The organism is Pantoea sp. X-Soil-YNGN-844, from assembly GCF_059730595.1.
This window is the reverse complement of record NZ_AP036007.1, coordinates 3,568,893-3,583,624: the sequence shown is the minus strand read 5'-3', so window position 1 is coordinate 3,583,624 and position 14,732 is coordinate 3,568,893. Positions and strand designations below refer to the sequence as shown.

Here is a 14,732-nt window from a genome sequence, read left to right as displayed (position 1 = left end):
CACCGAAGCAGAACGTTTTTCCGCCTTGTGGCAGCTTCGTGTGGTTGGTAAAGTAAGCGGATTTTATTTTCCGCCCCCAGCTTGCAGGATTATCCCTTAGTATGTTTAAAAAATTTCGTGGCATGTTTTCCAACGACTTGTCCATTGACCTGGGTACCGCGAATACCCTGATTTACGTAAAAGGACAGGGCATCGTGCTGAACGAGCCTTCCGTGGTTGCTATTCGTCAGGACCGTGCCGGTTCACCGAAAAGCGTCGCGGCCGTAGGTCATGACGCCAAACAGATGCTCGGCCGTACGCCAGGCAATATTGCCGCTATCCGTCCGATGAAAGATGGCGTTATCGCTGACTTCTTCGTGACCGAAAAGATGCTGCAACACTTCATCAAGCAGGTACACAGCAACAGCTTTATGCGTCCCAGCCCACGTGTGCTGGTCTGCGTACCCGTCGGGGCTACGCAGGTAGAACGTCGTGCGATTCGTGAATCCGCACAGGGCGCTGGCGCGCGTGAAGTCTTTCTGATTGAAGAGCCGATGGCTGCAGCCATTGGTGCAGGCCTGCCCGTTTCTGAAGCGACCGGTTCAATGGTCGTTGATATCGGTGGTGGTACTACCGAAGTGGCGGTGATCTCCCTGAACGGTGTGGTCTACTCCTCATCCGTACGTATTGGTGGCGATCGTTTCGATGAAGCTATTATTAATTATGTGCGTCGTAACTACGGTTCACTGATCGGTGAAGCAACCGCAGAACGTATTAAGCATGAGATCGGTTCAGCCTATCCGGGTGATGAAGTCCGTGAAATTGAAGTGCGTGGCCGTAACCTGGCAGAAGGTGTACCGCGCGGCTTCACGCTGAACTCCAACGAAATTCTGGAAGCGCTGCAGGAGCCGTTAACCGGCATCGTTAGCGCGGTGATGGTTGCTCTTGAGCAGTGTCCGCCTGAGCTGGCCTCCGATATCTCAGAGCGCGGTATGGTTCTGACCGGTGGTGGTGCATTACTGCGCAACCTGGATCGCCTGCTGATGGAAGAGACGGGTATTCCGGTTGTTGTTGCTGAAGACCCGCTGACCTGTGTGGCGCGCGGTGGCGGCAAGGCGCTGGAAATGATCGACATGCATGGCGGCGATTTGTTCAGCGAAGAATAATTGCCTCAACCGGCTGAGAACGCAATGATCATGCGAGGGAGTGGCATGTGAACCGGCGAAATCTGTGCCGGTACAGTGCGTTCAGCCCAGGGAAGCACGGTGTTTTGCCGTCGCTTCCTCTCCTGTTGTCGAGGATCACGCAGATTATATGAAGCCGATTTTTAGCAGGGGACCTTCCCTGCAGTTGCGTCTTTTCCTGGCGGTCATTGTGGCAATTGCCATTATCATTGCCGACAGCCGTGTGAGCTCTTTCACCCAAATACGCAACTATCTGGATACGTCGGTCAGTCCGTTTTACTTCCTGGCTAATGGGCCACGTCAGCTGCTGGATGGCGTGTCGGAGTCGCTGGCGTCGCGTCAGCAGCTGGAGCAGGAAAACAAAGCGTTACGTCGTGAGCTCTTCCTGAAAAACAGTAACCTGCTAATGCTGGGGCAATATAAGCAGGAAAACGCACGCCTGCGTGAACTGCTGGGTTCACCGCTGCGTCAGGATGAGCAAAAGATGGTGACGCAGGTGATCTCCACCGGCACCGATCCTTACACCGACCAGGTGGTGATCGACAAAGGCAGCGTTAACGGTGTCTATGAAGGTCAGCCGGTCATCAGTGATAAAGGCGTGGTCGGTCAGGTTATCGCCGTCGGACAGCTCACCAGCCGTGTTCTGCTGATCTGCGATGCCTCACATGCGCTGCCTATTCAGGTGCTGCGTAATGACATTCGTGTGATTGCCGCGGGTAACGGCTGTACTGAAGATCTCCAGCTTGAGCATCTGCCGGGTAATACGGACATTCGGGTCGGTGATGTGCTGGTGACGTCAGGTATCGGGGGGCGTTTCCCTGAGGGTTATCCGGTGGGCGTGGTCTCCTCTGTGAAAGTGGATACTCAGCGCGCTTACACGGTGATTCAGGCGCATCCGACCGCGGGTCTGCAGCGTCTGCGTTATCTGCTGCTGCTGTGGGGTGCAGATCGTAATGGCGATATGCCGCTGCCGCAGGATGAGGTTCATCGCGTTGCGAATGAGCGTCTGATGCAGATGATGCCGCAGGTCTTACCGCCTGCGGGTGAAATGGGCCCGCCTGCACCCACCGCACAGATGGGGCCGCCTGCTCCATCAACAGGTGGCAGTAGCGGACAGAGCAACTCCTCGCGTTCACGCGGGGGGCAGCCTTGAGTCGATATCGCAGCCAGGGACGTTGGGTCATCTGGCTCTCTTTCCTGGTCGCGCTAGTTCTGCAGATCATGCCATGGCCGGATGAAATTTATATGTTCCGGCCTTCATGGCTGCTGCTCATCCTTATCTACTGGGTTCTCGCACTGCCGCATCGGGTCAACGTCGGCAGCGGATTTATGCTGGGTGCTATCATGGATCTGATTGCCGGATCCACGCTGGGCGTACGTGCGCTGGCACTCAGTATCATCGCCTACCTGATAGCCTTTAAGTTCCAGTTATTCCGCAACTTAGCGTTGTGGCAGCAAGCGTTAATGGTTATGGTGCTGTCACTGGCGATGGATGTGATTGTCTTCTGGGCTGAATTCCTGGTAATCAACGTTTCATTCCGACCTGAAATTTTCTGGAGCAGTGTCGTCGACGGTATTCTCTGGCCCTGGCTATTCTTACTTATGAGAAAAATTCGTCGTCAGTTCGCTGTTCAATAAGGAAATTTATGGTAACCCTCTATCTTGCTTCCGGTTCACCGCGTCGTCGTGAGCTGTTAACTCAACTTGGCCTGACATTTGAGCGCATCGTGACTGAAGTTGAAGAACAGCGTCAGCCGAATGAAGCGGCGGAGAGCTATGTCCGCCGCCTGGCTAATGACAAAGCGCAGGCGGGCGTAAAACTGGCCGCGCAGGATCTGCCGGTGCTGGGCGCAGATACGATTGTCGTGCTGAATGGTGACGTGCTGGAAAAACCGCGCGATGCCGCCGATGCCCACGCGATGCTGCGTAAACTCTCTGGTCATACGCATCAGGTCATGACGGCAGTGGCGCTGGCCGACAGCCAGCAGGCGCTGGATTGCATCGTGACGACTGATGTGACATTCCGCACCTTAACTGAGAGCGACATCGACGACTATATCGATACCGGTGAGCCAATGGATAAAGCGGGTGCATACGGCATTCAGGGCAGGGGAGGAAACTTTGTCCACAAAATTAATGGAAGTTATCATGCAGTGGTCGGATTACCGTTGGTTGAGACAGCGGAGCTGCTCAGCCATTTCCAGTCACTGCGTGCCGTAAGGGGTCAACATGACGGCTGAATTACTGGTGAACGTCACGCCTTCTGAAACACGCGTTGCCTACATTGATGGCGGCATCCTTCAGGAAATCCATATTGAGCGTGAAGCGCGGCGCGGCATTGTTGGCAATATTTATAAAGGACGGGTAAGCCGTGTTCTGCCCGGCATGCAGGCCGCCTTTGTCGATATCGGCCTGGAAAAAGCCGCCTTTCTGCACGCTTCTGACATCATGCCGCATACGGAATGTGTGGCGGGCGACGAAAAGAAAAATTTCATCGTGCGCGATATCGCCGAGCTGGTGCGTCAGGGACAGGACCTGGTGGTTCAGGTAGTTAAAGATCCGCTTGGCACCAAAGGCGCCCGGCTGACCACCGACATTACCCTGCCTTCGCGTTACCTGGTCTTTATGCCTGGCGCATCGCATGTCGGTGTCTCTCAGCGCATCGAGAGTGAGAAAGAGCGCGATCGGCTTAAAGCGGTGGTGGCTGACTACTGTGACGACCTCGGTGGCTTTATCATTCGCACCGCCGCAGAAGGGATCGGCGAAGAGGAGCTGGCGCAGGACGCGGCTTTTCTCAAACGTCTCTGGACCAAAGTCAGCGAGCGTAAAAAGCGCAACCAGACCCGCTGTCTGCTCTATGGCGAGCTGGCCCTGGCGCAGCGTATCCTGCGTGATTTTGCGGGCGCAGCGCTGGATCGCATTCGGGTCGACTCGCGTCTGACCTGCGACATGCTGGTGGAATTTACCGGCGAATATATCCCGGAGATGGCCGGTAAACTGGAGCTCTATAACGGTAAACAGCCTATTTTTGACCTGTTTGACGTTGAAAATGAGATCCAGCGCTCGCTGGATCGCAAAGTTGAACTAAAGTCAGGCGGATATCTGATCATCGATCAGACCGAAGCGATGACGACTATCGATATTAATACCGGTGCATTTGTTGGCCATCGCAATCTCGATGAGACGATATTCAACACCAATGTTGAAGCCACTCAGGCTATTGCGCGTCAGCTGCGACTGCGTAATCTTGGCGGTATCATCATTATCGACTTCATCGACATGAGCAATGAAGACCATCGACGCCGGGTACTGCATTCACTGGAAAGCGCGCTCAGTAAAGATCGGGTCAAAACCGGAATTAATGGTTTCTCGGCGCTGGGTCTGGTGGAGATGACGCGTAAGCGTACCCGTGAAAGCATTGAGCATGTCCTGTGCCAGGATTGCCCGGTCTGCAAAGGGCGCGGCACGCTGAAAACGGTTGAAACGGTCTGCTATGAAATCATGCGTGAGATTGTGCGGGTTCATCACGCTTATGATTCTGACCGTTTCCTGGTCTATGTTTCACCAACGGTAGGTGAGGCGTTGAAAACCGACGAGTCTCATGCGCTGGCTGAAGTGGAAATCTTTGTGGGTAAGCAGGTGAAAGTTCATGTTGAAGCGCTCTACACTCAGGAGCAGTTCGACGTGGTAATGATGTAACGTCAGCCCGTAATTGGGCTGAATAAACGCCCTTGTTTGGGATAAAATGCGCATCTTTAACGCTTTTATCTGAAGACGGTCGGGTATGAGAACCAACTATCCGTCGTTTACGGAACACAAGGAGAGGCGTGAGTGAGGCAGTTGCCGAGGATTTTGTTACTGCTGGTCGCGGGAATCATCGTGATTGTCGCGCTGCTGGTCAGCGGATTGCGTCTGGTGATGCCGCATCTCGACAGCTATCGCAACAACCTTCTGCAATTCATCTCCGACAAAACGGATGTGCCGGTCAACGCCAGCCAGTTACAGGGTAAATGGGAGAATTTCGGCCCAACCCTGCAGGTTCGTGACCTCAGCGTCGATCTGCATGAAAACGGCAAACTCACGATTAAACGTATCAATCTGGCGCTCGACGTCTGGCAGTCTCTGCTGCACTGGCGCTGGCAGTTCCGCGATCTGACCTTCTGGCAGCTGCACCTCGACACGAATCGCCCCTTACTCGACAACGACAAAGAGAAAAACAGTTTCCGTCCGGCGCAGATTAACGAACTTTTCCTGCGTCAGTTTGACCACTTTGACCTGCGCGACAGCACCATTCGTTTCCGTACGCCTTCCGGCCAGCATGCTGAGCTGGCGATCCCCCGACTCACCTGGGTCAATGAAGATAACCGTCATCGCGCCGAAGGCGAAGTCAGTCTGTCGAGCTTTACCGGTCAGCACGGCGTGGTTCAGGTGCGACTCGACCTTAACGACAGTAACGGTTTACTTAATGACGGCCGTATCTGGATGCAGGCCGATGACGTCGACATGCGTCCATGGCTGGGTCGCTGGGTACGCGACAATACCCGGCTGGACAGTGCCCGCTTCAGCCTGGCGGCCTGGGTTAACTTACGTGATGGCGACATCTATGCTGGTGATCTACTGCTGCGCAAGGGCGGCGCCAGCTGGCAAGGCGAAACCGGACGACACCGCATAGAAGTCGATGGGCTGACCGCGCATCTGTCACGCTTCCAGAATGGCTGGGTGATCAATGTGCCGCAGACTCGGCTAAGCACCGACGGCGAGGCCTGGCCCGCCGGTCATTTCTCGCTGTTATGGCGTCCTGAAGATAAGCAGTTGCTGGGGCCGGATGGTCAGCAGGAGGTGCGGGTGCGCGCCACACAGCTGGTGCTGAGTCATATTGCGCCGATCGTTCCGTTATTTGCGCCGCTCTCTCCGACGCTGTTTGAAAACTGGCAGACGCTGCAGCCACAGGGCACCATCGATGGCCTGGCGCTGGATATTCCATTACAGCAGCCTGAAAAAACCCGTTTACAGGTGAAGTGGCGTGATTTCAGCTGGCAGCACTGGAAACTGTTGCCGGGCATCAGTCACCTGAGCGGAGAAGCACGCGGCAGCCTGAGCCATGGTCAGGTCAGTGTGGATATGGGCGCGGCAACCGTTCCCTATGGCGATATGTTTCAGGCTCCGTTAGAGATTAAGCGGGTGACCGGTGCGCTGCGCTGGCTTAAAGATGAACATGGCCTGACGCTGGCGGGTGAAAACCTTGACCTCGAAGCGCGCTCACTCTGGGCGCGCGGCGACTTCAGCTACCAGCAGAATAGCGGCGGTGAGCCCCGTCTGGATATTCTGGCGGGTATCCGGCTTACCGATGCAGGCGATGCCTGGCGCTACTTCCCGGTGCCGCTGATGGGTAACAGCCTGACGCACTATCTGAGTGGGGCGGTGAAGGGTGGCAGGGTGGACAACGCCACGCTGCTGTTTGCCGGTAATCCGGCGCTGTTCCCGTTCAAGCACAATGATGGCATGTTCCAGGTCTGGGTGCCGCTTCGCCAGGCGACCTATGCGTTTCAGCCCAAATGGCCGGCGCTGAGCAATCTCGATGTCGACCTCAATTTTCTGAACGACGGTCTGTGGATGAAAGCGCCAGTGGCCAGACTGGGCGAAGTAGATGCTCGCAACGTCACGGCGGTGATCCCTGACTACCTGAAAGAAAAACTGATCATCGACGGGGATATCAGTGGTGAAGGCCAGCAGATCGCTGACTATTTCGATCAGACGCCGCTTAAGCCGTCACTGGGTGCCGCGCTGGAGCAACTGGAAATTAAAGGCCGTGTCGGTGGCCATCTGAATCTGGACATTCCACTGGATGGAGAGCAGGTCCACGCCCGCGGCAATGTCGATCTCAATAACAATTCGCTGTTTATCAAACCGTTAAAAACCACCATCAACAATCTTTCTGGCCGCTTCCGTTATGACAACGGCAATCTGGCCAGTGAGGAGCTGCGGGCGAACTGGTTTGGGCAGCCGATGGGCGTCCGTTTCAGCACCCGGGAGAACCCGGATGACTTTGGCGTTAACGTCAAACTTCAGGGCGACTGGCAACCCGCGAAAATCAGCCAGGTTCCGGCAGCTGTCAGCAGGCAGCTCGGCGGGCATCTGCCGTGGCAGGGCGACGTCAATATTACGCTGCCGCATCATGGCGGGGCACGTTATGACGTGACGCTGAACGGTAATGCCAAAGAAGTAAGTAGTCACTTACCTTCACCACTCGATAAAAAAGCCGGTGAGGCGATGCCAGTTGCCATTCAGGCCAGCGGTGACCTGAACCATTTCGATCTCAGCGGCAGCGTCGATGCAAACCATCGGTTTAATAGCCGCTGGTTACTGGAGCCGACGCTGCGCGTCGATCGTGGCATCTGGCTGAATGATGCACAGAAAACGCCTGCGCTACCCGACCATGAGGGCATGGTACTGAATCTGCCCGCGCTGGATGGTGAGGCCTGGGTAGCGATGATGGCTGCAGGCGGCTCTGCGGGAGCGGGTGTGTCGGGCGGCGGGAGCGACTTCCAGACCGGTGGCGTTACACTGCCGGGTAACATCACGCTGCGCAGTCCTGCGGTTACGCTGGCCGGACAGCAATGGCATGCGGTTGAGGCGACGCTGGCACAAAATTCAGGTGGCCGGGGTCAGGTCAGCGTCAATGCGAAAGAGCTGCGCGGTGAACTGGCGATGGCCCCCAGAGCGCCATGGCAGGTGAACCTCGATTACCTCTACTACAATCCGCAATGGGAAAACGAGGCAGGCAAGGGCGGCAAAGCGTCTTCTCAGCAAACCACAAACATTAACTTCAGTCAGTGGCCCGCCTTACAGCTGCGCTGTAAAGAGTGCTGGGTACTGGGCCAGAAATATGGCCAGGTCTCCGCGATGCTGCAGCCTGAAGGAGATACGTTAGCGCTTACTAACGGAAAAGTGGATACCGGCAGCTCGCAGCTTAAAATTAACGGTGAGTGGGTTAATCGCGCGGACGACCAGCGCACCTCGCTGAAGGGCACGCTTAAGGGGCCGAATATTAATAATGCGACCAACTGGTTTGGCGTGAATACCCCGCTGCGCGATGCGCCTTTTGATATTGCTTACGACCTGCACTGGCGCTCTGCACCGTGGCAGCCCTCGGCAGAGACGCTGAGCGGCACCCTTAAGACCCACTTTGGCAAAGGCCAGATCGCGGATGTGAATACCGGCACGGCGGGAAAAATCCTGCGGCTGGTGAGCTTCGATGCGCTGCTGCGCAAGCTGCGCTTCGACTTCAGCGACACCTTTACCAACTCGTTCTATTTCGATTCGATTAACGGCACGGCCTGGATCGAAAACGGCGTCATGCGCACCGATAACCTGCTGGTGGATGGACTGGAAGCAGACATCGCCATGCAGGGCAATCTCGATTTGGTGAAACGTCAGATCGATATGGAAGCGGTGGTTGCGCCTGAGATCTCTGCCTCTGTCGGCGTAGCGACTGCCTTTGTCATTAATCCGGTGATTGGCGCGGCGGTATTTGCCGCCAGTAAAGTTCTGGGACCCCTGTGGAACAAGATATCGCTGCTGCGTTATCACATCAGTGGCCCGCTGGATAAACCGGAAATCAATGAAGTGCTGCGTAAACCGCGTGAAACAGACAACAAGTGAATTTGACGCCGTACCGGAATTACCGCAGGCTATGATTATCTGAGCACATAATGAGTGAGAAACGATGACTCTGAACCTGGTAAGTGAGCAGTTACTGACTGCTAACGGCATTAATCAGCAGGACCTATTTTCCCTGTTAGGGCAGCTTTCAGAACGTCGTCTGGATTATGCCGATCTCTATTTTCAGTCCAGCTTTCACGAATCCTGGGTGCTGGAAGACAAAATCATTAAAGATGGCTCATACCATATCGATCAGGGCGTCGGCGTGCGCGCGGTCAGCGGTGAGAAAACCGGCTTCGCCTATGCCGACCAGATTACGCTGAATGCGCTGCGTCTTTCCTCTGAAGCGGCTCGCAGCATTGTACGCGAACAGGGAAACGGCAAGGCCCATACGCTTTCTGCCGTGATGAACCGTTCGCTCTATTCGGCGGTCGATCCGCTGAGCAGCCTGACGCGTGAAGACAAAATTGCCCTGCTGCATCGCGTCGATAAAGTCGCCCGTGCGGCTGATCCGCGCGTGCAGGAAGTCAATGCCAGCCTGACCGGTGTTTACGAGCAGGTGCTGGTGGCGGCCACTGATGGCACGCTGGCGGCAGACGTTCGTCCGCTGGTTCGCCTCTCTATCAGCGTTCAGGTTGAAGATCAGGGCAAGCGTGAACGCGGTGCAAGCGGCGGCGGCGCACGTACCGGCTATGCGTTCTTCCTTGAAGATGAAAATGGTGACGTGCGTGCTGATGCATGGGCGCGTGAAGCGGTGCGAATGGCGCTGGTTAACCTCTCCGCCGTGGCGGCACCTGCTGGCGCATTGCCGGTCGTGCTGGGGGCGGGCTGGCCAGGTGTGCTATTGCATGAGGCAGTCGGTCATGGTCTGGAAGGCGACTTCAACCGCCGTGGCACTTCCGTGTTCAGCGGTAAAATCGGTCAGCAGGTTGCCTCTGAACTCTGTACCGTGGTGGATGACGGCACCCTCGAAGGTCTGCGCGGCTCACTGGCGGTCGATGATGAGGGCGTTCCCGGGCAGTACAACATGCTGATTGAGAATGGCGTGCTGAAAGGCTACATGCAGGATAAGCTGAATGCGCGACTGATGGGCGTCAGCCCGACCGGTAACGGACGCCGTGAATCCTATGCGCATTTGCCGATGCCGCGCATGACCAACACCTATATGCTGGCAGGCAAATCATCGCCGCAGGATATTATTGAAAGCGTTGAGTACGGCATCTATGCGCCGAACTTTGGTGGTGGTCAGGTGGATATCACCTCCGGCAAATTTGTCTTCTCAACCTCAGAGGCTTATCTGATTGAGAACGGCAAAATCACCAAACCGGTCAAAGGTGCCACGCTGATTGGCTCCGGCATTGAAGCGATGCAGCAGATCTCGATGGTGGGTAATGACCTGGCGCTGGATAAAGGCGTGGGCGTCTGCGGTAAAGAGGGCCAGAGCCTGCCGGTCGGTGTCGGTCAGCCAACCCTGAAGCTGGATAAACTGACCATCGGCGGTACCGCCTGATGTGACCTCAACAACCCGCCGCCCGGCGGGTTGTTAGCTTTTACGGTGCTGCTGATACTGTTCAGCCACCTGTTCAAAATAGTCGGTCAGATAATCGATGCAGACCTGCACCTTCAGCGGCAGTTTATCCTTCTCGGTGTAGAGCGCATACACCGGACGCGGATCGGACTGATAGTGCGGAAACAGAATATCGATCTCGCCTGCGGTGATCTCATCAATCACCCACATCATAGGCACGTAGGCGATGCCATTGCCCGACTTCAGCCAGCGAATCAGCGTCAGCGAATCGTTGGTCACGAAACGCCCCTGTGGCGCGAGGCGGGTGACTAAGCCTTCTGGCGCAATCAGCTCAAAATTGTTGTCGGGCCGTACGCTATATTCCAGCCAGGAAAAATTATCGATATCGCCCGGCTTCTCCGGCGTGCCGTGCTGTGCCAGATAGCTTTTTGCGGCGCACACCACCATCGGCATCGCGCCAAGACGACGCGAAAAGAGGCTGGAATCTTTTAATGCGCCCACCCGAATCACCAGATCCAGACCATCCGCAATCAAATCCGGGGCCGGAACGCCAGTAACCAGATTCACACTCAGCCCCGGATACTCCCGCAGCATATCGCTGGTCATACCGGCTAATACATTCTGCGCCATGGTCGAGGAGCTGCCAATGCGCAACACGCCAATCGGCGTATTGTTAAACGCGTAGAGCTGTTCATGCACCTGTGTCGCTTCCGCCAGCATACGGCGGCAGCCCTGATAATAGATTTTACCCGCTTCGGTCAGCCCGATACTGCGGGTACTGCGATTCAGCAGCTTAACCTGCAGTGCATCCTCCAGTTTCGCGACGATCTGGCTGATGGATGAGACGCTCAGATGAAGCTGACGCGCCGCCGCGGTAAACGAACCGAGTTCGACTACTCTGGCGAAGACAGACATACCTTTCAGTCGTTCCATTATTTACTCTGGCTTAAAAGTGATTTAGATCACATTCTGTAGAAAACTTATAGTCAGGCGCGTTATTATAAGCGCGCCGGGGTATTTCCCGGTGATTCTTCATTGCCTTAAACCCTTCGATGATACGCTATTATTAAGCCAGCTGCGGTTCGGATAGCGCTGCCAGAGGGTTTTCCTGCTACATCTGAAAAGGCAACGAAGTATCCCGGCAAGGTCGAACTAAGGATTTGTGATGAGTGTGCTTCCGGTATTTGTCATGTTTGGGCTCTCTTTTCCGCCCGTTTTCATCGAATTGATTATTTCACTGATGCTGTTCTGGTTAGTGAAACGCGTGCTGACGCCGAGCGGAATCTACGATCTTGTCTGGCATCCGGCACTTTTTAATACAGCGCTTTACTGCTGTGTGTTTTACCTTGTCTCCCGTTTATTAGTCTGAGGTTGAAGTGAAAGCACTCATAAGAAAAATCGCGCGCTACGCGATCACTATTCTGCTGGTCATCATCGCAGTGGTTATCATCTTCCGCGCCTGGGTGTTCTATACCGAATCACCCTGGACCCGTGATGCACGTTTTGCAGCTGACGTGGTGGCGATCTCGCCTGACGTCACTGGCCTGATTACTGAGGTTCCGGTACACGACAACCAGCTGGTTAAGAAGGGCGATACGTTGTTTGTGGTTGACCGCCCTCGCTATCAGAAGGCGCTCGATCAGGCACAGGCGGATGTTGAATATTACCAGGCCCTGGTGAGTGAGAAACGTCGCGAAGCCGGCCGCCGTAATCAGCTTGGTACCTCTGCAATGTCGCGCGAGGCGATTGAGCAATCTAACAACGATCTGCAAACCAGTGAGCATCAGCTGGCAAAATCGGTGGCGACGCGCGATCTGGCGAAGATCGATCTTGAGCGCACCACCGTGAAAGCGCCATCCGATGGCTGGGTCACCAACCTCAACGTCTATCAGGGCGAATTTATTACCCGTGGTTCTGTGGCGGTGGCGCTGGTTCAGCAGCACTCTTTCTATGTGCTGGCTTACCTGGAAGAGACCAAACTGCACGGCGTTGAGAAGGGCTTCCGCGCGGAAGTGACGCCACTTGGCAGCAACATTGTGCTGCGTGGCACCGTCGACAGCGTCGCGGCGGGCGTCACCAACAGCAGCAGCTCGGTCGACAGTAAAGGCATGGCAACGGTAGATTCCAATCTGGAGTGGGTCCGTCTCGCACAGCGTGTGCCGGTGCGCATCCGGCTTGATCAGCAGCCCGGCAATCGCTTCCCGGCGGGAACCACCGCGACCGTGGTGATTACCGGTCAGGCCGATCGTCAGCCTGAACAGGTTTCACCCATGATCCGACTATTCAATCGCCTGCGTGAGTTTGGTTAAGAGGGCGATATGATCGAGTTCCTGCGTTTCCCGGTAAAGCTGACCTTCGCGCTGGTGTTAGCGTTGATGGTAGGGTTTCACTTTAACCTTGAAACACCACGCTGGGCAGTCATGACCGCCGGGATCGTGGCGGGCGGCACCGCGTTTGCGGCAGGTGGCGATCCCTATTCCGGCGCACTGCGCTATCGCGGCATTTTACGTATTATCGGGACATTCATCGGTTGTATCGCTGCACTCACCATCATGATCGCCACCGTGCGTGCGCCGGTTGTGATGCTGCTGCTGTGCTGCATCTGGGCAGGGCTTTGCGTCTGGCTCTCTTCGCTGATTAAGGTAGAAAACTCCTATGCGCTGGGACTGGCGGGTTACACCGCGCTGATTATTGTGGTGACGGCTAACGCCAGCGGCGGTCTGACGCTGGTGCCGCAATATGCGGTTGAGCGCTGCAGTGAAATCGTACTCGGTATTCTGTGCGCCATTCTGGCCGACATGATCTTCTCGCCACGTTCGATTAAAAAAGTGATCGACGCGGAAGTTGATTCGCTGCTGGTGGCCCACTATCAGTTGCTGCAACTCTGCGTCGCCCATGGTGATAAGGAAGAGGTCGATAAAGCCTGGAGCGCGCTGGTGCGGCGCACCACGGCGCTGAACAGCATGCGCAGCCAGCTGATGATGGAGTCGTCACGCTGGAAGAACAGCAACCGCCGTTTGCAGATGCTTAATACCCTGTCACTGACGCTGATAACGCAGGCTGCCGAAACGTTCCTCATTCAGAATTCCCGCCCGGACTATATTCCGCCCCAGTACCGGTTGATGGTTGAAAAACCGGCCTCGACGGTTGAAGAGGTACATAAGCGGATGAAAGTGATGCGGCGGGTGATTGGCGCTACGGGCAAAACAACGCCGGTCACGCTGGCCAGTTGGGTAGGCACCGCTACCGAATATCTGCTGCTGCTTAAAGGCATCAAAAGCAACAGCCGGATAACCTCGCTGGAAGAGGAGATTCTGCAGCGCGAAGTGGTGATTCAGGCGCGTTCGGCTGAAACACATCATGCGATGATTAACGGCATCCGTACCTTCGTTGCAACCGCGCTGGGTTCGCTGTTCTGGCTCTATACGGGCTGGACGTCTGGCAGTGGCTGTATGGTCATGCTGGCCGTTATTACCGCGCTGGCGATGCGTATGCCTAATCCGCTGATGATGGCCAAGGATTTTCTCTACGGCATGACGGTCGCGGTTCCACTCGGGGCGCTCTATTTTATGTATGTTCTGCCCGCGACGCAGCAGAGCGCGCTACTGCTCTGCATCGCCATCGGCATACTGGGATTTATCGGCGGCATCTTCATACAGCGGCGTCAGCTCGGCACGCTGGGTGCGTTGATTGGTACGCTTAACGTTCTGGTCCTTGATAATCCGATGGAATTTCACATTAACGTTTTCCTCGATAATGTGCTCGGTCAGGTTATCGGCTGCTTTGTCGCGATGATGGTCATTCTGCTGATTCGGGATAAATCGAAGGCGCGTACCGGCCGCAAACTGCTGAACCGCTTTATGTATGCAGCGGTCTCGGCCATGACCACCAATCAGGCACGTCGGCGCGAAAATCATCTGCCGGCGCTCTATCAGCAACTGTTTCTGCTGCTGAACCTGTTTCCGGGCGACATCAATAAATATCGTATCGCCCTGACGCTGATCATCGGTCATCAGCGATTACGCGACGCAGAAGTGCCCGTTAACGCAGATCTCTCTGCGTATCACCGACAGCTGCGTTATACCGCTGACCGGGTGATCTCCGCCAGCAGCGACGACAAGCGCCGTTACTACTTTGAACGTCTGCTCAAAGAGCTGGATGTCTATCAGGAAAAACTGGTCCATTACGAGGCACCCGTCAGCGTAACGGAACCGGTCAAACGACTGGCGACGATGCTGGATAAGTACCAGAACACGCTCATCCAAATCTGAATCTGGCCGCTGCGACCTGCAGCGGCCTGTGCAATCCCCACCCATCACAAAATCTGTCGCTTTTGCCAACTATACTCTCCAGACGGAAGAGCAAAACTGACAGGAGCG

At 55.6% G+C, this 14,732-nt stretch carries 11 protein-coding genes; 10 read left to right on the top strand and 1 reads right to left on the bottom strand.

Going from position 1 to position 14,732, the window contains the following annotated elements:
- Nucleotides 1-101: 101 nt before the first annotated feature.
- The 7 genes from mreB (at nt 102) to tldD (ending at nt 10,335) form a co-directional block, all read left to right on the top strand.
- Nucleotides 102-1,145, top strand: a complete 1,044-nt coding sequence (gene mreB, locus AC6I8C_RS16575) for a rod shape-determining protein MreB (protein WP_003855260.1) — start codon at nt 102-104, stop codon at nt 1,143-1,145.
- A 148-nt stretch (nt 1,146-1,293) separates the two neighbouring features.
- Nucleotides 1,294-2,316 (top strand): rod shape-determining protein MreC, encoded by a 1,023-nt coding sequence (gene mreC / locus AC6I8C_RS16570; protein ID WP_497823085.1) that lies wholly within the window; start codon nt 1,294-1,296, stop codon nt 2,314-2,316.
- Nucleotides 2,313-2,801: a rod shape-determining protein MreD gene (gene mreD, locus AC6I8C_RS16565; protein WP_013359205.1), complete on the top strand. Its 489-nt coding sequence runs from the start codon at nt 2,313-2,315 to the stop codon at nt 2,799-2,801. The genes mreC and mreD overlap by 4 nt, the downstream gene beginning before the upstream one ends.
- 8 nt (nt 2,802-2,809) lie before the next feature.
- The gene (locus AC6I8C_RS16560) at nt 2,810-3,403 is read left to right on the top strand and encodes a Maf family protein (RefSeq protein WP_497823084.1); all 594 of its coding nucleotides are present in this window, start codon (nt 2,810-2,812) and stop codon (nt 3,401-3,403) included.
- The gene (rng, locus tag AC6I8C_RS16555) at nt 3,393-4,862 is read left to right on the top strand and encodes a ribonuclease G (RefSeq protein ID WP_003855268.1); all 1,470 of its coding nucleotides are present in this window, start codon (nt 3,393-3,395) and stop codon (nt 4,860-4,862) included. Before AC6I8C_RS16560 ends, rng begins: the two co-directional genes overlap by 11 nt.
- A gap of 132 nt (nt 4,863-4,994) precedes the next feature.
- Entirely contained in the window at nt 4,995-8,825 is a 3,831-nt protein-coding gene (yhdP, locus tag AC6I8C_RS16550) for an AsmA2 domain-containing protein YhdP (RefSeq protein ID WP_497823083.1), read from the top strand.
- Nucleotides 8,826-8,889: 64 nt separating this feature from the next.
- On the top strand, nt 8,890-10,335 hold the full coding sequence (gene tldD / locus AC6I8C_RS16545) for a metalloprotease TldD (RefSeq protein ID WP_222924936.1): 1,446 nt from the start codon (nt 8,890-8,892) through the stop codon (nt 10,333-10,335).
- A 33-nt stretch (nt 10,336-10,368) separates the two neighbouring features.
- Here tldD and aaeR read toward each other — a convergent pair whose 3' ends face one another.
- The gene (aaeR, locus tag AC6I8C_RS16540) at nt 10,369-11,286 is read right to left on the bottom strand and encodes an HTH-type transcriptional activator AaeR (protein WP_013359201.1); all 918 of its coding nucleotides are present in this window, start codon (nt 11,284-11,286) and stop codon (nt 10,369-10,371) included.
- Between the two features lie 232 nt (nt 11,287-11,518).
- Between aaeR and aaeX the strand changes: the two genes are divergently transcribed.
- The 3 genes from aaeX to aaeB are packed head-to-tail and all read left to right on the top strand — an operon-like array spanning nt 11,519 to nt 14,624.
- On the top strand, nt 11,519-11,722 hold the full coding sequence (aaeX, locus tag AC6I8C_RS16535) for a p-hydroxybenzoic acid efflux pump operon protein AaeX (RefSeq protein ID WP_003855277.1): 204 nt from the start codon (nt 11,519-11,521) through the stop codon (nt 11,720-11,722).
- 7 nt (nt 11,723-11,729) lie between these two features.
- Complete coding sequence (gene aaeA / locus AC6I8C_RS16530; protein ID WP_013359200.1) at nt 11,730-12,662, top strand: p-hydroxybenzoic acid efflux pump subunit AaeA; 933 nt, start codon at nt 11,730-11,732, stop codon at nt 12,660-12,662.
- Nucleotides 12,663-12,671: 9 nt separating this feature from the next.
- A complete protein-coding gene (aaeB, locus tag AC6I8C_RS16525; RefSeq protein WP_497823082.1) occupies nt 12,672-14,624 on the top strand; it encodes a p-hydroxybenzoic acid efflux pump subunit AaeB in 1,953 nt (650 codons plus the stop codon).
- Nucleotides 14,625-14,732 lie beyond the last annotated feature (108 nt).

What these genes read in the sequence shown, in the direction of transcription:
- mreB (WP_003855260.1), top strand. Translation starts at nt 102, where the DNA reads ATGTTTAAAAAATTTCGTGGCATGTTTTCCAACGACTTGTCCATTGAC.
- mreC (WP_497823085.1), top strand. Translation starts at nt 1,294, where the DNA reads ATGAAGCCGATTTTTAGCAGGGGACCTTCCCTGCAGTTGCGTCTTTTC.
- AC6I8C_RS16560 (WP_497823084.1), top strand. Translation starts at nt 2,810, where the DNA reads ATGGTAACCCTCTATCTTGCTTCCGGTTCACCGCGTCGTCGTGAGCTG.
- rng (WP_003855268.1), top strand. Translation starts at nt 3,393, where the DNA reads ATGACGGCTGAATTACTGGTGAACGTCACGCCTTCTGAAACACGCGTT.
- tldD (WP_222924936.1), top strand. Translation starts at nt 8,890, where the DNA reads ATGACTCTGAACCTGGTAAGTGAGCAGTTACTGACTGCTAACGGCATT.
- aaeR (WP_013359201.1), bottom strand. Translation starts at nt 11,286, where the DNA reads ATGGAACGACTGAAAGGTATGTCTGTCTTCGCCAGAGTAGTCGAACTC.
- aaeX (WP_003855277.1), top strand. Translation starts at nt 11,519, where the DNA reads ATGAGTGTGCTTCCGGTATTTGTCATGTTTGGGCTCTCTTTTCCGCCC.
- aaeB (WP_497823082.1), top strand. Translation starts at nt 12,672, where the DNA reads ATGATCGAGTTCCTGCGTTTCCCGGTAAAGCTGACCTTCGCGCTGGTG.